Source organism: Acidithiobacillus sp. TH-A117, from assembly GCF_057473465.1.
Genome location: NZ_JBYCKQ010000002.1, coordinates 1 through 18,386, shown reverse-complemented (window position 1 = coordinate 18,386; position 18,386 = coordinate 1). Strand labels below are relative to the sequence as shown.

23 protein-coding genes are annotated in these 18,386 nt (G+C 57.8%); 17 read left to right on the top strand and 6 right to left on the bottom strand.

The genetic code is table 11. From position 1 onward, the window contains the following. Position 1 precedes the first annotated feature (1 nt). Both AC2VLR_RS00270 and AC2VLR_RS00265 read left to right on the top strand, forming a co-directional pair. The gene (locus tag AC2VLR_RS00270; RefSeq protein WP_486880336.1) at positions 2-1,180 is read left to right on the top strand and encodes a phospholipase D-like domain-containing protein; all 1,179 of its coding nucleotides are present in this window, start codon (positions 2-4) and stop codon (positions 1,178-1,180) included. A gap of 8 nt (positions 1,181-1,188) precedes the next feature. Beyond that, positions 1,189-1,665: a type II toxin-antitoxin system RatA family toxin gene (locus AC2VLR_RS00265; protein WP_486880335.1), complete on the top strand. Its 477-nt coding sequence runs from the start codon at positions 1,189-1,191 to the stop codon at positions 1,663-1,665. A gap of 6 nt (positions 1,666-1,671) precedes the next feature. Here AC2VLR_RS00265 and AC2VLR_RS00260 read toward each other — a convergent pair whose 3' ends face one another. Then, positions 1,672-2,019 (bottom strand): outer membrane protein assembly factor BamE, encoded by a 348-nt coding sequence (locus tag AC2VLR_RS00260; protein ID WP_486880334.1) that lies wholly within the window; start codon positions 2,017-2,019, stop codon positions 1,672-1,674. 66 nt (positions 2,020-2,085) lie between these two features. Between AC2VLR_RS00260 and fur the strand changes: the two genes are divergently transcribed. Continuing rightward, on the top strand, positions 2,086-2,547 hold the full coding sequence (gene fur, locus AC2VLR_RS00255) for a ferric iron uptake transcriptional regulator (protein ID WP_486880333.1): 462 nt from the start codon (positions 2,086-2,088) through the stop codon (positions 2,545-2,547). A gap of 26 nt (positions 2,548-2,573) precedes the next feature. Here fur and proB read toward each other — a convergent pair whose 3' ends face one another. From proB to rplU, 4 genes are read right to left on the bottom strand one after another with little or no spacing between them, the layout of a single operon-like run. Continuing rightward, positions 2,574-3,695 (bottom strand): glutamate 5-kinase, encoded by a 1,122-nt coding sequence (proB, locus tag AC2VLR_RS00250; RefSeq protein WP_486880332.1) that lies wholly within the window; start codon positions 3,693-3,695, stop codon positions 2,574-2,576. Beyond that, positions 3,692-4,807 (bottom strand): Obg family GTPase CgtA, encoded by a 1,116-nt coding sequence (cgtA, locus tag AC2VLR_RS00245; RefSeq protein WP_486880331.1) that lies wholly within the window; start codon positions 4,805-4,807, stop codon positions 3,692-3,694. Before cgtA ends, proB begins: the two co-directional genes overlap by 4 nt. 55 nt (positions 4,808-4,862) lie before the next feature. Beyond that, positions 4,863-5,123 carry a 50S ribosomal protein L27 gene (gene rpmA / locus AC2VLR_RS00240; protein WP_101536580.1) on the bottom strand — a complete coding sequence of 87 codons (261 nt, stop codon included), beginning with the start codon at positions 5,121-5,123 and terminating at the stop codon, positions 4,863-4,865. An 11-nt stretch (positions 5,124-5,134) separates the two neighbouring features. Next, a complete protein-coding gene (gene rplU, locus AC2VLR_RS00235; protein WP_101536581.1) occupies positions 5,135-5,446 on the bottom strand; it encodes a 50S ribosomal protein L21 in 312 nt (103 codons plus the stop codon). Between the two features lie 258 nt (positions 5,447-5,704). On the opposite strand from rplU, the gene AC2VLR_RS00230 reads away from it, so the two are divergent. Together AC2VLR_RS00230 and AC2VLR_RS00225 are read left to right on the top strand one after the other, a co-directional pair. Further along, the gene (locus tag AC2VLR_RS00230) at positions 5,705-6,397 is read left to right on the top strand and encodes a HipA family kinase (protein ID WP_486880330.1); all 693 of its coding nucleotides are present in this window, start codon (positions 5,705-5,707) and stop codon (positions 6,395-6,397) included. Further along, the gene (locus tag AC2VLR_RS00225; RefSeq protein ID WP_486880329.1) at positions 6,394-6,846 is read left to right on the top strand and encodes a DUF3037 domain-containing protein; all 453 of its coding nucleotides are present in this window, start codon (positions 6,394-6,396) and stop codon (positions 6,844-6,846) included. Before AC2VLR_RS00230 ends, AC2VLR_RS00225 begins: the two co-directional genes overlap by 4 nt. Before the next feature lie 32 nt (positions 6,847-6,878). Here AC2VLR_RS00225 and AC2VLR_RS00220 read toward each other — a convergent pair whose 3' ends face one another. Further along, the gene (locus AC2VLR_RS00220; RefSeq protein ID WP_486880328.1) at positions 6,879-7,322 is read right to left on the bottom strand and encodes a YaiI/YqxD family protein; all 444 of its coding nucleotides are present in this window, start codon (positions 7,320-7,322) and stop codon (positions 6,879-6,881) included. 165 nt (positions 7,323-7,487) lie between these two features. On the opposite strand from AC2VLR_RS00220, the gene AC2VLR_RS00215 reads away from it, so the two are divergent. The 12 genes from AC2VLR_RS00215 (at position 7,488) to AC2VLR_RS00160 (ending at position 18,305) form a co-directional block, all read left to right on the top strand. Further along, positions 7,488-10,571 carry a type I restriction endonuclease subunit R gene (locus AC2VLR_RS00215; RefSeq protein WP_486880327.1) on the top strand — a complete coding sequence of 1,028 codons (3,084 nt, stop codon included), beginning with the start codon at positions 7,488-7,490 and terminating at the stop codon, positions 10,569-10,571. Continuing rightward, positions 10,561-12,006, top strand: coding sequence for a restriction endonuclease subunit S (locus tag AC2VLR_RS00210; protein WP_486880326.1), 1,446 nt, complete (start codon positions 10,561-10,563; stop codon positions 12,004-12,006). Before AC2VLR_RS00215 ends, AC2VLR_RS00210 begins: the two co-directional genes overlap by 11 nt. Positions 12,007-12,174: 168 nt before the next feature. Beyond that, positions 12,175-12,708: an REP-associated tyrosine transposase gene (locus AC2VLR_RS00205; protein WP_486880325.1), complete on the top strand. Its 534-nt coding sequence runs from the start codon at positions 12,175-12,177 to the stop codon at positions 12,706-12,708. Next, on the top strand, positions 12,699-12,926 hold the full coding sequence (locus tag AC2VLR_RS00200) for a hypothetical protein (protein WP_486880324.1): 228 nt from the start codon (positions 12,699-12,701) through the stop codon (positions 12,924-12,926). Before AC2VLR_RS00205 ends, AC2VLR_RS00200 begins: the two co-directional genes overlap by 10 nt. Continuing rightward, the gene (locus AC2VLR_RS00195) at positions 12,923-13,414 is read left to right on the top strand and encodes a virulence RhuM family protein (protein WP_486880323.1); all 492 of its coding nucleotides are present in this window, start codon (positions 12,923-12,925) and stop codon (positions 13,412-13,414) included. The genes AC2VLR_RS00200 and AC2VLR_RS00195 overlap by 4 nt, the downstream gene beginning before the upstream one ends. Further along, positions 13,392-13,592 (top strand): hypothetical protein, encoded by a 201-nt coding sequence (locus tag AC2VLR_RS00190; RefSeq protein WP_486880322.1) that lies wholly within the window; start codon positions 13,392-13,394, stop codon positions 13,590-13,592. Before AC2VLR_RS00195 ends, AC2VLR_RS00190 begins: the two co-directional genes overlap by 23 nt. A gap of 264 nt (positions 13,593-13,856) precedes the next feature. Beyond that, positions 13,857-14,099 carry a hypothetical protein gene (locus AC2VLR_RS00185; protein ID WP_486880321.1) on the top strand — a complete coding sequence of 81 codons (243 nt, stop codon included), beginning with the start codon at positions 13,857-13,859 and terminating at the stop codon, positions 14,097-14,099. Continuing rightward, entirely contained in the window at positions 14,086-14,460 is a 375-nt protein-coding gene (locus tag AC2VLR_RS00180; RefSeq protein WP_486880320.1) for a type II toxin-antitoxin system VapC family toxin, read from the top strand. Before AC2VLR_RS00185 ends, AC2VLR_RS00180 begins: the two co-directional genes overlap by 14 nt. 9 nt (positions 14,461-14,469) lie before the next feature. After that, positions 14,470-15,234, top strand: coding sequence for a type I restriction-modification system subunit M N-terminal domain-containing protein (locus AC2VLR_RS00175; protein ID WP_486880319.1), 765 nt, complete (start codon positions 14,470-14,472; stop codon positions 15,232-15,234). Continuing rightward, positions 15,120-16,085 carry a type I restriction-modification system subunit M gene (locus AC2VLR_RS00170; protein ID WP_486880384.1) on the top strand — a complete coding sequence of 322 codons (966 nt, stop codon included), beginning with the start codon at positions 15,120-15,122 and terminating at the stop codon, positions 16,083-16,085. Before AC2VLR_RS00175 ends, AC2VLR_RS00170 begins: the two co-directional genes overlap by 115 nt. A gap of 104 nt (positions 16,086-16,189) precedes the next feature. After that, entirely contained in the window at positions 16,190-18,004 is a 1,815-nt protein-coding gene (gene sppA, locus AC2VLR_RS00165; protein WP_486880318.1) for a signal peptide peptidase SppA, read from the top strand. Positions 18,005-18,140: 136 nt separating this feature from the next. Continuing rightward, positions 18,141-18,305, top strand: coding sequence for a hypothetical protein (locus tag AC2VLR_RS00160; RefSeq protein WP_486880317.1), 165 nt, complete (start codon positions 18,141-18,143; stop codon positions 18,303-18,305). Positions 18,306-18,386: the final 81 nt, after the last annotated feature.

Here is an 18,386-nt window from a genome sequence, read left to right as displayed (position 1 = left end):
GGTGGAATCCAACTTGTTGACGGGGCACCTGCTGCACCGCCGTATCCGGCAACAGGAGACGATTCCTGACTGGGTGCTGCTCAATGACATGCAGCCCATAGCTCACTGGCTGGAAACCCGGCTCAGCGCCGCTTCCCGGGAAATCCTGCTGGAGAATTACATTTTTACGGCGGGTTCCTGGCCCGAGCGGATTCTGCGCCTGCTTTGCGACAAGGCTCTCGCCGGTGTTGCCGTTTATGTGACTCTCGACGCTCTGGGCAGCAGAGGATTCCCTGAAAGTTGGGTCAATGCGCTCCGGGAAGCCGGAGCGCATCTGCATTTCTATCACCGTCTGCAGTTGAAGGGGCTGGAAAAGCGTCTGCGCCGGACCCATCGACGCATTGTCGCCATAGACGGGCAATGGCTGGCTGTGGGTGGATTTGCTTTTGATGATGAGTGGCTGGAGGCCAAGCCGGGCAATCCCCCTTATCGGGATCTGCTCTTTGCCTGTCAGGGAGCGCTGGTAGCCGGGGGGCGGGAAATATTTTTTCGTCATCGTCCCGAGCATCTGCCGTCCCTGCCCGCAGATCCTGATGCAGAGCCCACGCTAGCGGCGCATTCCTGGGGCGAAGGACGTTTTCTGGAGGGTACCCCGCCCAATGGTTATGCGGTGCGCCGACGCTTGCTGGCGGCCATTCGCGGGGCGCGCCAGAGCATCTGGATAGCCACGCCTTATTTCAATCCGGACCCGATTGTGCTGCGCAGTATTTACCGGGCGGTGCAGCGGGGAGTGGATGTGCGCCTGCTTCTTGCGGGGCGGATTACCGATCATCCACTTTTGCGATTCGGGATTCAGGCGTATTATCAAAAACTGATGCGTAGAGGTGTGCATATATATGAGTATCAGGATGCTTTCCTCCATGCCAAATACGTTTTGGTGGATCGAAGCTGGGCCACACTGGGCTCAGCCAATTTTGATTTTCTGAGTTTGTGGTTTAATCACGAACTGAATCTGGAACTGCGTTTGTCCCGGGTATCTCTGCTCCTGCACGGGCTGTTTGTGCGGGAATTTGCCAGATCCCGAAAAATCGACCCGGAACCCTGGCAGCGCCGCCCCTATTGGCGACGCCTGCCGGAATGGTGTCTGGCTCAGCTGGATCGCTGGGTACAGGCCCGCGCCCTGGGTCAACGCCGTTATTGAGAGGTTGCATGCATCATATTTGTAAAACGTCTGTATTGCCTTACAGCGCAAGTCAGGTCATGGCCCTGATCGAGGACATCCGCTCTTATCCCCAGTTTTTGCCCTGGTGTGGCAGGACCCGGGTCATTCAGGATCGGGACGAAGAAGTGGTCGCCGAAATCACGATTGCCCACGGCGCCTTCGGCAAGTCCTTCACCACCAAAAATCGCTATCAGCGCCCCAAGCTGGCCGAGGTTCGCCTGGTGAATGGCCCCTTTCGCTTTCTGGAAGGGTTGTGGCAACTGGAACCGGATCCCAAGGGCACCAAGGTGACCCTGGACATGCGTTTTGAGTTCGCCTCGCGGTTGGTGGGCGCTTTTCTGGAGCCGATTTTCAAGCAGGCGGCGGAAACCATGGTGCAGCGCTTCGCGCAACGGGCGCGAACCGTATACGGTCCACCCGTTGCGCTTAAGTCATCCGCAGATGATAAATCTTCTGCCGTTTAAGCGGCTTCAGGATTTAGCTGCTGGTTTTTCCGGGCTGGTTCCCTTGACATCGCCCTGCACACCGATGAGTTTGTCGTCCTTATCAAAAAGGACAATCACTTTGCGCACTTCGGTACTGCTGTAGGCAGGCTTGTAGCTGTAGGCATAAACCCACTGATGCGGGTGCCAGGGGTCCTTGAGCAGGGGGGAACCCAAAATGGTTCGGACTTGCAGCGCATCCATACCGGGATGCAGTTCTGCCAGTTCCTGGCTGGTGACAACATTACCCTGCTGGACGGCAACCCGATAAATACTGCAGGCTCCGAGGGAGAGGGCACAAAAGGTAATCAGGGAAATCAGGCGGAGGCTTCTCATAGTCCTTGTCTTAAGCTTCAGGTGCAACTATCCTAAACCATTACGCATGGGAATTGCTACGAGCATATGAACCACGAAAAACTGAACAGTGACGAATTGAAGCGGGCCGGGCTGAAAGCCACCTTGCCCCGGTTGAAGATTCTCCGGATTTTTGAAGATACGGATACCCGTCACCTGACAGCAGAAGAAGTGTACCGCCAGTTGCTGGATGCCGGAGAAGAGGTGGGCTTGGCCACGGTCTATCGGGTCCTGACCCAGTTTGAGATGGCCGGTCTGGTGCGCCGTCATCATTTTGAAGGCGACAAGGCTGTCTTTGAAATGAACGAAACCGGTCACCATGATCACATGGTCTGCACCGCCTGCGGCAAGGTTCTGGAATTTTTTGATGAAGCGCTGGAGCGTCGGCAAAAGGAAATCGCCGGATCCCAGGGTTTTTTCATCAGTGACCACAGTCTGTACTTATATGGCACCTGTCTGGGTATGCAGGAATCCGGGGTCTGCTCCCTGCAAGCGCCGGCCAGCGAATAACGGGCAGTTCCGGTCGCGCCCGCCGGCTAGTTACTCAGCACCAGATTATCCCGGTGAATGATTTCCGCTTCGTCGATATCGCCAAATAGTTCCAGCAGGGTTCTGCTGCTTTTGCCCATTCTCAGCAGTACCTCGTGTTGAGAGAAATTGACCAGGCCACGGGCCACTTCCTGACCTTGTGGATCCAGACAGCGCAGTAAATCCCCGCGCTGAAAGTCGCCCTCGGCGCCAGTGATTCCCACCGGCAGCAGGCTGCTGCCCTTTTCCCGCAGCACCTTGGCCGCTCCGGCATCCAGATGCAAAATCCCATTGGGCCGCAGCTGTCCGGCCAGCCAGCGCTTGCGCGCAGCCAGTTTGGCCACCGTGGGCCGAAAGTAGGTGCCCAGGGCTTCTCCACCCCAGATGCGCAACAGCACATCCTCCACCCCGCCGGGGGCGACAATGGTCGCGGCACCCGACTGGGCCGCCCGGCTGGCCGCCCGCACCTTGGTGATCATGCCGCCGCTGCCAATGGCCGTGCCGGTACCGCCGGCCATACTCAGCAGGGCGGGATCTCCGGCTTCCACTTCCGGCAGCAGACGGGCATCGGGCACCCGCCGGGGGTCCTGATCGTAGAGCCCGGCCTGATCGGTCAGAATCACCAGCACGTCGGCTTCGAGGAGATTGGCGACCATGGCGGCCAGGGTGTCATTATCGCCAAAACGGATTTCCGTACTGGCAATGGCGTCGTTTTCATTGATGATGGGAATGACCCCGAGTTCCAAAACGGTGCGCAGGGTCGCGCGGGCATTCAGATAACGCTGGCGTTCCTGGAGATCTTCATGGGTCAGCAGGACCTGGCTGCCATGCACCCCGCCCCGGCGCAAAAAGTCATTGTAGACTTGAATCAGGGCGGCCTGTCCGACGCTGGCTGCGGCCTGGAGTTGGTGCAGGGCAGTGGGGCGGGTCGTCCAGCCCAGACGTTCCATGCCTGCGGCCACCGCGCCGGAGGAAACTAGCACAATTTCCAGGCCATGACGGCGCAGCACCAGTAATTGTTTGACCCAGGCCTCAATGGCGGGAAGGTCCAGGCCCTGACCGTTGTTGGTCAGCAGGCTGCTGCCGATTTTGACCACCCAGCGCTGGGCATTTTTGAGATCACGACTCATGCGTCGTCATCCCAGTCTGCATCGAGATCATCACCCTCCCACTCTTCGAGGTATTCTTCCTCTTCGTCGCCCCAGTCTTCAGACTGGACCGGGTCGGGGGCGGGTGGCAGATCGGGGAGGGCCTGCCAGATGGCGTGGGTGAGGGCATTGCAGCCCGCGCCGCTGGCCGCCGAAATCAAAAACGCCGGGCCTGTCCAATCCAGGGCCGAACGAATGGCCGCAAAGTGCGCCTCGCCTTCTTCGGCACTGAACAAATCGGCTTTGTTGACTACCAGCCAGCGTGGACGTTGGGCCAGGGAGGGGCTGTAAGCCAGCAGTTCTTCTTCCAGAGCGCGAATGTTTTCGGCAGGATCACTGTCATCCACCGGCGCCATATCGACCATGTGCAGAAGCAGACGGGTGCGGCTGAGATGCTTGAGGAAGCGGGTCCCCAGACCGGCGCCTGCGGAGGCCCCGGGAATGAGTCCGGGAATGTCGGCCAGCACAAACGACTCATGGGTAGCTACCCGCACCACCCCCAGGTTGGGGTAAAGGGTCGTGAACGGATAATCCGCCACTTTCGGGCGGGCGGCGCTGACCGCGCGGATCAGGGTGCTTTTGCCGGCATTGGGCAGACCCAACAGGCCGACATCGGCCAGCACCCGCAGTTCCAGGCGGAGATTGCGTTCTTCGCCGGGGGTGCCTTTTTCATATTGGCGGGGCGCCCGGTTGACGCTGGACTTGAAATACAAATTGCCATGACCGCCGCGCCCGCCCTGGGCCACCAGCAGACGTTCGCCGTCTTCGCGGAGATCGCCCAGCAGCTCGCGGGTATCATCGTCATAAACCAGGGTGCCCACCGGGACGTGAATTTCCTTGTCCAGTCCCGCGCGGCCGGTCATTTGCCGTCCCGCCCCGCCATGTCCGGTTTCCGCCCGGTAGCGGCGCTGATAGCGGAAATCGATCAGGGTGTTGAGACTGGCCTGGGCGACCAGATAAACGCTGCCGCCGCGTCCGCCGTCGCCGCCATCGGGACCACCAAAGGGAATGAATTTTTCCCGGCGGAAACTCAGGGAACCATGGCCGCCGGTTCCCGAAGCAACATGAATGCGTACTTCGTCAATAAACTTCATAAAAAAACCCCGCTCCCGCAAAAACGGGGCGGGGTCCCTCTACGCAGAGGCCGGTTCAGGCCACGGCTACGACGCTGACAGTACGTACCTGGCGCGGTCCCTTGCGCTCGAATTTGACGACGCCTTCTGCAGTGGCAAAGAGGGTATGATCCTTGCCGATGCCGACGTTGCTGCCCGGATAAAACTGGGTGCCACGCTGACGAATGATGATGTTGCCGGGAATGACCACCTGTCCGGCGTAACGCTTCACGCCCAGGCGCTTGGATTCGGAGTCGCGTCCGTTGCGCGAAGAACCACCCGCTTTCTTATGTGCCATGACTGTGCTCCTTAAGCTTCAATGCCGGTAATGCGGACTTCAGTAAAATACTGACGATGTCCCTGCTGTTTACGGTAATGCTTGCGCCGACGCATCTTGAAAATATGCACCTTGGCAGCCCGTCCCTGACTGAGCACGGTGGCCTTGACGGCGGCACCTGCTACCAGCGGTTGACCGACCACTACGTCACTGCCAACGCCGACCATGAGTACCCGGTCCAGCGCGAGTTCCGCACCCGGCTCTGCTTCCATCTTTTCGAGCCGGAGCTTGTCGCCCACTGCCACTCGATACTGCTTGCCACCATTTTCAATGACCGCGTACATCACCAACCTCCAGCAAGGATTTTACCCGGTACTGCCCGGAAAAGTTCGCAAGGATAGCGTTATCAGTCTATTAACGCAAGAGGACAAGGCGATTATTTTCGGGGTGTGGTCAGTAGTCAGTACTGGGGAAGCAGTTGATTGGTCTCAGCTATGGTATCATACTGATTTTGAAAATGACTGAACGGCATCTGACCGTTGGTTGACATTTAGAATCGTGGTGCATTCATATAGCATTCACAATGGTGAAGAGGTGGGCGTGTGACCATTGAACTTGTCGAAATCATTGGTCGTTCTGTACAAGGCATGACTCAACCATTTATTTGTCGTGCTGAAAATGGTTTTATCTATTTCGTAAAGGGGCGTGGTGCTGGTAGGCGCAGTCAAATTTGCGAATGGATCGCTGGACAGTTGGCCTTGCGACTGGAATTGCCGATTGCACCCTTTGATCTGTTAAATATTGCCACAGAGCTTGTATCTATTGATTTTCGGGATGATCTGGGTGAGTTGGGTGCCGGGCCCGCATTTGGTTCGCGGAAATTGCCGGGAATTGAATTGACTATCAGTCAACTTGCTCTTGTCCCTGAGCAGGTACAGCGTGATGTGCTGGTTTTCGACTGGTGGGTGAGCAATGCTGATCGGAATTTGAACGAGCTTTGTGGTAATCCTAATCTTCTATGGGACAATAGCCAAAAACAGCTTGTCGTTATTGACCACAACCCCGCCTTTGATTCTAATTTTTCAGCGGAGAAGTTTTCTGGGCATGTCTTCTGGGGCCGCGCCGATGAGCTTCTCCAGAACAAGGTGCTTCAACAAGAATATGAGCAACGTTTTGCTCAGGCAATGTCAGAATGGGATGCCATCTGTAGTACTGTTCCTGCTGAGTGGTGGTTTTTGGACAGTGAGCAAACGTTGCTGCGCTACCAGGAAAATGGATTTTGGAGTTTGAAATGAAGAAATTTACCTGTATATACGCTATCGTTCGCTTCACGCCCTTTGTGGAAACAGGTGAGTTTGCCAATGTGGGTATTGTGTTGTTTGCACCTGAAAAGATGCTTTTTGGGTTTAGACTATTGCAGGAATATGATCGGGTCACAAATTTTTTCGAGCCATTCGATACGACAGCTTATATAGCCACAATGAAAAATTTGCATGACGAACTGGAGCGCCTTAGCATTGTTTTTGTGCGTGCTGAAAAATTAATAAAAACGCCAAAAAGATTTGCTGAGACCCTGTTTGCTGAAGTGATTAAGTCGCGTGAAACCGTCATACAGTTCAGTGAGCCGAGGGCCGTTATTGCCGAAGATTTGCAGATCGTCAACGATCTATTCAATCATTATGTGCAACGCGATTTTGTTGCGCAGAATGCCCAGGAAAAGATTCTCGAACATCATAACGAGTAGTCGGTTAAGCTGGATGGTCATGCCTTGTACACTCAAGCGCGGGACAACAAATGGTCCAGAGCATTGGCAAAGGCCCGGCGGTCGGCTTGGTTCAGGGTGGCGGGACCGCCGGTATGTGTGCCGGAATCCCGAAGCTGTTCCATCATGTCTCGTATTCGCAGGCGCTCGCGGATGGTTTCGGGAGAGTACCGCTCGCCGCGTGGGCTGAGCGCATGGCCGTTTTTCTCCAGCACGGCAGCGGCAAGAGGAATGTCAGCGGTGATGACCAGATCGCCGGCTTCAATTCGGCGCACAATTTCATCATCGGCCACATCAAAGCCGCCCGGCACCACTATATTGCGAATATGTGCCGATGGGGGCACGCGCAGAGGCTGATTGGCGACCAGAATCAAGGGTAGTTTCAGACGCGTACTGGCGCGAAACAAAATTTCCTTGATGACATTGGGGCAGGCGTCGGCATCGACCCAGATCTGCATGGAGGCACTCGGATATTTTAGAGGCATAGACCTTGGCATAGATGAAATTTGCTGGCAATGCCAATATCACGCTATGGGCGACCAACAGCGCACCGGAATGGCTTGAAATTTTGCCCTTTAAACCCGGCAGCGTAGAATGCTCAAAAAAATCTCGCTGGAGAATCCATGAAAACGGTAGGCCGCACGCGGAAACAAGTCAATGTCCCAAGCACCTACAGTCAGCCCGCTGATCGCCCGCAGTCCGCCGTGCGCGAGAACACCATCGAATACGGCTTCATCGGCACGCTGCAAAACCTCAAGTACGACTACCGCGACGACATCCGCGACCGTGCCACGCTGGAGGCCAATTTCCGCGAGAAGTTCGAGGCGCTCAACCGCGTGCGCCTCACCGATGCAGAGTTCGCCCGCCTGCTGGAAGAAATCGTCAGCCCCGATGTGTTCACCGCCGCGCGCACCCTGCGCAGCATCAACAGCTTCACCCGCGATGACGGCACGCCGCTGAACTACAGCTTGGTCAACCTCAAGGACTGGTGCAAAAACACCTTCGAGGTGGTCAATCAGCTGCGCATCAATACCGACTACAGCCACCACCGTTACGACGTCATCCTGCTGGTCAACGGCATCCCCTGCGTGCAAATCGAGCTGAAAACGCTCGGTGTGAATCCGCGTTGCGCGATGGAGCAGATCGTCGAATACAAGCACGACCCCGGCAACGGCTACACCAAGACGCTGCTCTGCTTCATGCAGTTGTTCATCGTCAGCAACCGCGACCGCACGTATTACTTCGCCAACAACAACGCCCGCCACTTCGCCTTCAATGCCGACGAGGGCTTTCTGCCCATCTACGAATTTGCGGGCGAGGACAACCGCAAGATCACCCAGCTCGACGCCTTTGCCGAAAAATTCCTCGCCAAATGCACCCTCGGCCAGACCCTCAGCCGCTACATGGTGCTGCTCGCCGGCGAGCAGAAGCTGATGATGATGCGGCCCTATCAGGTTTACGCCGTGCAGCACATGGTCAAGTGCATCGACGAGGACAACGGCAACGGCTATATCTGGCACACCACCGGCAGCGGCAAGACGCTCACCTCCTTCAAGGCCGCCACCCTGCTCAAGGAGAACCCGCACATCCACAAATGCGTGTTCGTGGTGGACCGTAAAGACCTCGACCGCCAGACCCGCGAGGAATTCAACCGCTTCCAGGAAGGCTGTGTGGAAGAAAACACCCACACCGGCGCGCTGGTGCGCCGCCTGCTCTCCGAGGACTACGCCGACAAGGTCATCGTCACCACCATCCAGAAGCTCGGCCTCGCGCTCGACGAAAACAGCACGCGCAACAAACTGCGCAGCAAAGCCGGGCAGGCCACCTACAAAGAGCAACTCGCAGCCCTGCAAGACCAGCGCATCGTCTTCATTTTCGACGAATGCCACCGCTCGCAGTTTGGCGAGAACCACAAGGCCATCAAAGCCTTCTTCCCGCGCGCCCAGCTCTTCGGCTTCACTGGCACGCCCATCTTCGACGCCAACGCCGCGCAGCAGAAAATCGAAGACAACACCGCGTCGATGCGCACCACGGCAGACCTGTTCCAGAAGCAGCTCCACGCCTACACCATCACCCACGCCATCGAAGACGGCAATGTGCTGCGCTTCCACGTCGATTACTTCAAGCCGGAAGGAAAGAACCCACCCAAGCCCGGCGAGCCGATCGCCAAACGCGCCGTCATCGAGGCCATCCTCGCCAAGCACGACACCGCCACCGGCGGCCGCCGCTTCAACGCCCTGCTCGCCACCGCGTCCATCAACGACGCCATCGAATACCACGCGCTGTTCAAGACCGTGCAGGCCGAGAAGCTGGCCGCCGACCCCGACTTCAAGCCGCTGAACATCGCCTGCGTGTTTTCGCCGCCCGCCGAGGGCGATGCCGATGTGAAGCAACTGCAGCAAGACCTGCCGCAGGAACAGGCCGACAACGAAGAAGACCCCGAGGGCAAGAAGGCCGCGCTGAAAACCATCCTCGCCGACTACAACGCCCGCTACGGCACCAATCACCGCATCGCTGAGTTCGACCTCTACTACCAGGACGTACAAAAGCGCATCAAGGACCAGCAGTGGCCGAATGCCGACCTGCCCGCCGCGCAGAAAATCGACATCACCCTCGTCGTGGACATGCTGCTCACCGGCTTTGATTCCAAGTTTTTGAACACGCTCTACGTGGACAAAAACCTCAAGCATCACGGCCTGATTCAGGCCTTCTCGCGCACCAACCGCGTGCTCAACGCCAGCAAGCCCTACGGCAACATCCTCGACTTCCGCCAGCAACAAGATTCCGTCGATGCCGCCATCGCCCTGTTCTCCGGCGAGAAAACCGGCGAGCAGGCGCGGCAAATCTGGCTGGTGGACAAAGCCCCGGTGGTCATCGACAAGCTGCAAACCGCCATGCGCAAGCTCGAAGCCTTCCTACAGTCCCAAGACCTCGACTGCACCCCCTCCGCCGTGGCGAATCTGAAAGGCGACGCGGCCAAAACCGTGTTCATCGAGCGCTTCAAGGAAGTGCAGCGCCTCAAGACCCAGCTCGACCAATACACCGACCTCAGCGCCGACAACCAGGCCGCCATCGAACAGGTGCTGCCCGAAGCAGCCCTGCGCGGCTTCAAGGGGCAATATCTCGAAACCGCCCGCCAACTGCGCGAGCCGCGCCCGCCCGCAGACAAAAAACCCGGCGACGACCCGGCCAACCAGCTCGACTTCGAGTTCGTGCTCTTTGCCTCCGCCGTCATCGACTACGACTACATCATGAAGCTGATGGCCAGCTTCTCCGCCAAGGAACCCGGCAAGGCCAGGATGACCCGCGAGCAACTCATCGGCCTCATCAGCAGCGACGCCAAGTTCATGGACGAACGCGACGACATCGCCGCCTACATCGGCACCCTCCAGGCCGGCGCGGGGCTGTCCGAGGCCGCCATCCGCGAGGGCTACACCCGTTTCAAGGCCGAGAAGAACGCGCAGGAAATCGCCGCCCTCGCCGCCAAACATGGTCTTGCCACCGCCGCCCTGCAAGCCTTTGTGGACGGCATTCTGGAGCGCATGATCTTCGACGGCGAACGCTTGAGCGACCTGTTCGCGCCGCTGGAACTGGGCTGGAAAGCCCGCGCCGCCGCAGAAACCGACCTGATGGCCGACCTGCACCCCCTGCTCACCCGACGCGCCGCTGGCCGCGACATTTCAGGGCTTAGCGCCTATGAGCAGTAACCCCGCCGCCGATGGCTCCCACGCCCCAGCGTGGGAGCCCGCGCCCTTCCGCTCCAGCGGCGTTCCCACGCTGGAGCGTGGGAACGATCAGGAAACCACCGCCACGAAGGAAGGGGCAAGACCCGCGCGGGTGCCGAAGCTGCGGTTTCCGGAGTTTCGGGGGGCGGAGGGTTGGGCACCCGAGCCGATGGGCGAAGTCTATTCGTTCAAGGGCAACAACTCACTCTCACGCGACAAGCTGAACTATGTGGCTGGTTCAGTGAAGAACATCCATTACGGCGACATTCACACCAAGTTCTCGACCCACTTCGACATCACGAAGGAGCTTGTTCCATTCATCAATGAGTCCGAGGAAGCCATCGTTCGCGCTGAAAACCTGTGCGTCGAGGGCGACATGATTTTTGCAGACGCTTCCGAGGATTTGGCAGACATCGGCAAGAGTATCGAGATTGTCCGCCTGAACGGGGAGCGTGTGGTTTCGGGACTGCACACGATTCTCGCCCGACGGATAGGAGAACGAATCGCTTTGGGGTTTGGCGGACACATCTTCAAATCGGGATGGGTTCGCACTCAGATTCAGAAGGAGGCTCAAGGGGCGAAGGTCTTGGGCATTTCTGCCAATCGGATGAGGAACCTTCGCTTGCCGCTGCCGCACTCCCTTGCCGAACAACAAAAAATCGCCGAGTGCCTGAGTTCGGTGGACGAGCTGATCGCCGCGCAAGCGCGGAAAGTGGACGCGCTCAAGTCCCATAAAAAAGGGCTGATGCAGCAGCTTTTCCCCACCGAGGGCGAAACCCAACCCCGCCTCCGCTTCCCCGAATTCCAAAACGCCGGGGAGTGGGAGGAAACAACTCTTGGTCAACTCGCCAAACTGGTTCGTGGGCCATTTGGGGGCAGTCTCAAAAAGGAGATATTCGTCGCCAGCGGCTATGCAGTTTACGAGCAGCAGCACGCTATCTATTCTGACTTCAGCTCCTTCAGATACCACATCACCGCAGAGAAGTTTCACGAGCTAAGACGGTTCGCAGTTGCTGCCAATGACATCATCATGAGTTGCTCGGGAACGATGGGAAAATTCGCGATAATCCCAGACGGCGCAGCGCCTGGCGTAATCAATCAAGCGCTCCTGAAACTGACACCCAATGGCTTCTGTAATACAAAGTTTCTTAAAGAGCTCCTCGAATTACCAAACGTCCAGCACAAGCTTCTTTCGCAATCGGCCGGTGGTGCAATTCAAAATGTTGTCTCTGTGGTTCAAATTAAAGCGCTCCCTCTGAGACTACCCAGCGCAGATGAACAACAAGTAGTCGTGGGCTGCCTGAGCAGCCTCGACGCCCTGATCACCGCCGAAACCCAAAAGCTCGAAGCCCTCAAGACCCACAAGAAAGGGCTGATGCAGCAGCTTTTCCCCTCCCCGGAGGCGGCCTCCGCATGAGCCCGGGCGAGACCTGCTCTGCTCTGCCCGCGCGGAATGCGCGCACGCTGGGCGCTCCCACGCTGGAGCGTGGGAGCGATGAGGTGGCCGGGAATGATCGTTCCCACGCTCCAGCGTGGGAACGCCGCCCCCGACGCTCCAGCGTCCCGTGATGACGGAGCCTGACCCATGGGCCGCAGCCGCTATGTGATTCTGGAACCTGACAAACCGCATTTCCTGACCTGTACGGTGGTGGAATGGTTGCCGGTTTTCACCCGCCCGGATGCGGTGCAGATTCTGCTGGATAGCTGGCGCCACCAGCGCGCCCATGACGGCTTGCGGCTTTATGGCTATGTGGTTCTGGAAAATCATCTGCATTTCGTGGCGCAAGCCCCGCGTCTGGACAAGTGTGTGAGCAGCTTCAAATCCTTTACGGCGGCCCGGCTGATTGATCTGCTGGAGACGAGCAAGGCTGAGCGGCTGCTGGCGCGCCTGCGCTTTGCCAAACGCGCCCACAAAACAGATCGCGAATACCAGTTCTGGCAGGAAGGCTCGCACGCGGAAATGGTGTTCAGCGAAGCGGTGATGCGGCAGAAGCTGGATTACATCCACCAGAACCCGGTGAAACGCGGGTATGTGGATTTGCCGGAGCATTGGCGCTATTCGAGCGCGCGCGACTATGCCGGACAGTGCGGACTGATGGAGATTGATTCATGGTGCTGAGTCGCTGGCGCAGCAGGGGCGGCGTTCCTGAGGATTCAACGCTGGAGCGTCGAAGGCGGCGTTCCCACGCTGGAGCGTGGGAACGATCAATCGCCTCGTGCCTGAGCAGCCTCGACGCCCTCATCACGGCCGAAACCCAAAAGCTCGACGCCCTCAAGACCCATAAGCAAGGGCTTATGCAGCAGCTTTTCCCCTCCCCGGAGGCGGTTGAAACATGAACAACCTCATTCTCTACACCACCGAAGACGGACACAGCCAGATCAAGCTGCGGGCCAAGGACGAAACCGTCTGGCTATCCCAGCGGGAGATGGCCCAGCTCTTTGACGTGACCACCGACAACGTGGGGCTGCATCTCAAGAACATCTTCGAGGACGGGGAACTGAGCAGGGAGGCAACTACCGAGGAATCCTCGGTAGTTCAAACCGAAGGGGGGCGGGAGGTGCAGCGCCCCGTCACGCTCTACAACCTCGACGCCATTCTGGCCGTGGGCTACCGGGTGCGCTCGCCGCGCGGGGTGCAGTTCCGCCGCTGGGCCTCGACCATCCTGAAGGAATTCCTGACCAAGGGTTTCGTGATGGACGACGAGCGGCTGAAGAACCCTGACAGCCGCCCGGATTACTTCGACGATATGATTGCGTCGGTGACATTCCGCTACTTTTGGCGTGGGGAGAAAATCAATGACTATGAAAAACATTGCCGAGGCTAAAGATCCTGATTTACGCGCATCTGTGGCTGCGATGCAGCGCGCCGCATTGATTGCCCGTCATACGGCCATTCAGACCAACACTAATCTTGTGATTATGAAAAACGGACAATTGCTGCGGATTTCCCCCGAGGAACTTCGCCGAAACATGCAAGAGGATAGTCCCACACAAAATGACTGAAACCAACCAAAAACAACTGGGTAACACCCTCTGGGCCATGGCCGACCAACTGCACTGGGCGATGGATGCCGGATGGCTTCCGCGATTACATGCTCGACGCCCTCAAGACCCACAAGCAAGGGCTGATCCAGCAGCTTTTCCCATCCCCGGAGGCGTTGGCGGTATGAGCGTATGGGGGCTCCTCTGGTTTTATGTCTTGCAAGCGTTCAAGATTACGATGTTACATCAGGCACCTGTCGTCCACGTTGCAAGAGGATTTCATTCATGGAAGCCATTCGTCATATTCAATCCGTAGAAAACGGCGAGATTCACCTTCGGCTACCGCAGCGCTTCTGGGGGCAGGAGGTTGAGATCATTGTTCTGTCCGCACCCCGCGTCGCTGAATCCGCCTTCCCCGCCAAGCGGAGTTTGCGCGGCGGCTTGAAGGCGTATGCCAATCCCGGGCTGATGGCACAGGAAGACGATGCGTGGGTATTGGCACTTGGAACAAAATATGAGCCTCGTTGATGCCAATGTCATTCTTCGCTACCTGTTGGATGACCATGAGACGCTTTCCGCCAAGGCGGCGGACATTCTCGAACGGCAGTCTGTGACCTTGCCTGTCGAGGTGGCTTGCGAAGTGGTCTATGTACTGCAGAAGGTGTACGCCGTGGCGCGCCGGGATATTCGGCAACAGCTCACTGACCTGCTGCAAGAAGGGCTGGTGAGCATGGATAAGCCCGATATTTTCGTGAAAGCGCTCGGATGCTATGCCGACAGCACGCTGGATTTTGTCGATTGCCTGCTCTGGGCCTATCACAAAATCGAAAGGCGGGATGTATTTAGTTTTGATGCCAAATTGCAAAAACACATGCAGCAGGTGGAGTAAGAAAGGCGCATGACCGTAGCCAACCAAAAACAACTGGGCAACACCCTCTGGGCCATTGCCGACCAACTGCGAGGGGCGATGGATGCGGACGACTTCCGCGATTACATGCTGTCCTTCCTGTTCCTGCGTTATCTCTCGGACAACTACGAAACGGCGGCGAAGAAGGAGCTGGGGCGGGATTATCCCGATGTGTGCGGCGATGCGCGCGCCGTGCCGCTGGCGCGCTGGTATGCCGACAACGCCGCCGACATCGCCGAGTTCGAGAAGCAGATGCGCCGCAAGGTGCATTATGTCATCGAGCCCCAGCATCTGTGGAACAGCATCGCCAACCTGGCGCGCACCCAGAACCCGGAGCTTTTGAACACGCTGCAGGCGGGATTCAAATACATCGAGACGGAATCCTTCGAGAGCACTTTTCAGGGGCTGTTCTCCGAGATTGATCTCAGTTCGCCCAAGCTGGGCAAGACCTACGCTGACCGCAACGCCAAGCTCTGTACCATCATCCAGAAAATCGCCGAAGGGCTGGCGGCGTTTTCCACCGACATCGACGCGCTGGGCGATGCCTACGAATACCTGATCGGCCAGTTTGCGGCAGGCAGCGGCAAGAAGGGGCGGGGGAGTTCTACACCCCGCAGCAGATTTCCGACATTCTTTCGGCCATTGTCACGCTGGACAGCCAGGAGCCGAAAACCGGCACCAAGAAGCGGCTGGAGAGCGTGCTGGACTTCGCCTGCGGTTCCGGCTCGCTGCTGCTCAATGTGCGCAAGAAGGTGAGCAAGGCGGACGGCAGCATCGGCAAGATTTACGGGCAAGAAAAGAACATCACCACCTACAACCTGGCGCGCATGAACATGCTGCTGCACGGGGTGAAGGACACCGAGTTCGAAATTTTCCACGGCGACACTTTGCTCAACGAGTGGGACATGCTGCGCGAGCAGAACCCGGCGAAGAAGCCGGGCTTCGACGCCATCGTCGCCAATCCGCCGTTTTCCTACCGCTGGGAGCCAACCGACGCGCTGGCCGACGACGTGCGCTTCAAGAGCCACGGCCTCGCGCCCAAGTCCGCCGCCGATTTCGCCTTTTTGCTGCACGGCTTCCACTTTCTGAAAGACGAAGGCGTGATGGCGATCATCCTGCCCCACGGCGTGCTGTTCCGGGGCGGCGCCGAGGAGCGCATCCGCAGCAAGCTGCTCAAGGACGGCCACATCGACACCGTCATCGGCCTGCCTGCCAATCTGTTTTATTCCACCGGCATTCCGGTGTGCGTGCTGGTGCTGAAAAAGTGCAAGAAGCCCGACGATGTGCTGTTCATCAACGCGGCGGAGCATTTCGTGAAGGGCAAGCGCCAGAACCAACTCGCGCCCGAGCACATCGCCAAGATCATCAAGACCTACCAGTACCGCGAGGAAGAAGCGCGCTACTCACGCCGGGTGGAGATGGCGGAGATCGAGAAGAACGATTTCAACCTGAACATCTCGCGCTACATCAGCACGGCGGTGGCCGAGGAAGAGATCGACCTCGCGGCCACCCATGCCTGCCTGATGGACATCGAGCAGGCCATCAAAAGCGCAACCGCCGAACACAATGCCTTTCTCAAGGAACTCGGTCTGCCGCTGCTGCCTTGATGAGCAGCCCGAGTCAATCAGCCATTGCTGGGATTTGCCCCGCGCTGCAGCCTCTGCTAGGCTCAAAACCAATGATTTGCGGGGTACCCAGCGGAGACTGAGACATGCGTTTTCTCTTTTTACCCTTTATCTGGTTGGGAAGGCTGCTGCACTGGATTCGCTTGGGCGTCCTCAATCTGCTGACCCTGCTGGTGCTGGCAGCCATCATCATTGGCCTGATCGGCTACTTTACCCAGAAAACGATTTCCGTCCCCGATAAGGCGGTGCTCTGGTTGGAACCCCAGGGAAGCCTGGTCTATAGCCGCAGCAATACCTGGGAAAACCATCTGCTGCAAAAAATTCATCCCAGTCAAAATACCATCCTACTCCGTCATCTGGTCGAAAGCATCGATCATGCGGCCAAAGACCCGCATATTCGCGTTCTCGCCCTGGATCTGAGCAAATTCAACGGCGGCAGCTTGACGCAATTGCTCAGTGTGGCCCACGCTCTGCAGGATTTTCGGGCCCAGGGTAAACTCATCTACGCTTACGCTCCCGAATACGCCAATGGCAATTATGTGCTGGCTGCTCAGGCCAATGAGGTCTTTTTGCCGCCTCTGGGTATGGCGCTGGTCACGCCTTTCTCCGACCATCATTTGTATTTCAAGGGCCTTCTCGACAAAATCGGGGTGACGGTAGCAGCGTTTCGCCAGGGAAAATACAAGTCTGCCGTCGAACCCCTTACCCGCACGGACATGTCGGCGGCGGCCCAGGAAGAAAACCGGGCCTGGTTGGCTACCTGGTGGCAGTCCTATGGGCAGGCCATCAGCAAGGGGCGTGGCATTTCGACCGCCGATTTGCAGAACTACGCCGCGCAGTTGCCGCAACTGCTGCAGCAGTATCAGGGGAATGCCGCGCAGTTGGCGGTCAGTAAGAAGTTGGTTACCCAACTGGGTGATGCCGAAGATTTTCGCAACGCCGTGGCCAAGGTCATGGGTGAAAAACCCAAAAAACTGCATACCATCAGTTATCGTCGTTATTACCAGAGTTTTGCCAAACACAAGCACCAACATGGGCCGGAGATTGCGGTGGTTCCCATCGATGGCATGCTGGTCCCTGGCAACAATGAAGAGCAGGGCGTCGTAGCCTCGGGACCCACCGTTCGCCAACTGGATCGCCTCCGCCATGATGACGAGGTCAAAGCAGTCATCCTCCAGGTCAACAGCCCCGGCGGCGATGTCAATGCCGCCAATGCCATCCGCCGGGCCGTTGTCCGCCTGCGCGAGGCGGGCAAGCCGGTGGTGGTCAGCATGGGTACTCTGGGCGCTTCGGGCGCCTACTGGCTCTCCACAGGCGCAGACCGGATCTATGCCGAACCCACCACCATCGCCGCCGACATTGGTGTTTTCGTGCTTTTCCCTGATTTCTCCGGCTTGCTGCAGAAACTGGGTATTGGCTATTCCGGTGTCAGCAGTGTACCCGATGCACCCTCCATCTCCCCCTATGCCCCGCTGAGCAAATCTGAGCAACAGGCTTTCCAGGCGGTGGTGAACCACATTTATGGGCATTTCGTGGATTTGGTAGCCAAAGCCCGACATTTGCCCGTGGCCCAGGTGGAGAAAGACTCCCAGGGCCGCGCCTGGAGTGGTGTTGATGCGTATCACCTGGGTCTGGTGGATGGTCTGGGTGGTATGGCTGAGGCGGAAAAAGCCGTGGCCCGGCTCGCCCATCTCAAAAACGGTCATTACCAGCTCGATTACCTGCCTCGCCCCGAGGGAGAGTCACCTTTTGCCCAATTCCATTCCTGGGCGCTGGCCAGCCTTGCCTCCTCTTTGCCTCAAGGGAGCGAAAACGCCCTCAGTCAGGCCCGGCTGCTGCTGAATTACTCCCGCCCCTATGGCGTTTTTGCCTACCTACCCATTGATCCCAAGCTATCCTGACCTGAATGTGCAAAACGGGTCCTTTAATTGGGCGGATCCGATCAGCTTTCATCAAACTGTCATATTCTTCTGATAAAGTGCTTGGTAATAGCGAATAAATATCTGGCCACACCCACTCCTGCGGAGCCAAATCAACATGATTCACAAATTACAGCCCAAGCACCGAAGCAGCGTTTCATCCTTGATCAGTATCATTCTTGCCGGTTTGCCCTTGCTGGCCCATGCCGATACGGTCCGTTCCATTGACCACGCGGTGCAGGTCGATAACAACGATTATGTCCATGCGTGCGTATTCTGTTGATCGTGGGCACCGATTCTGGCGATCGTGGGCACCCCTGGAGAGGGAACATTTTGGTCGTTGTGATTTTAAGCACGGGTGGTC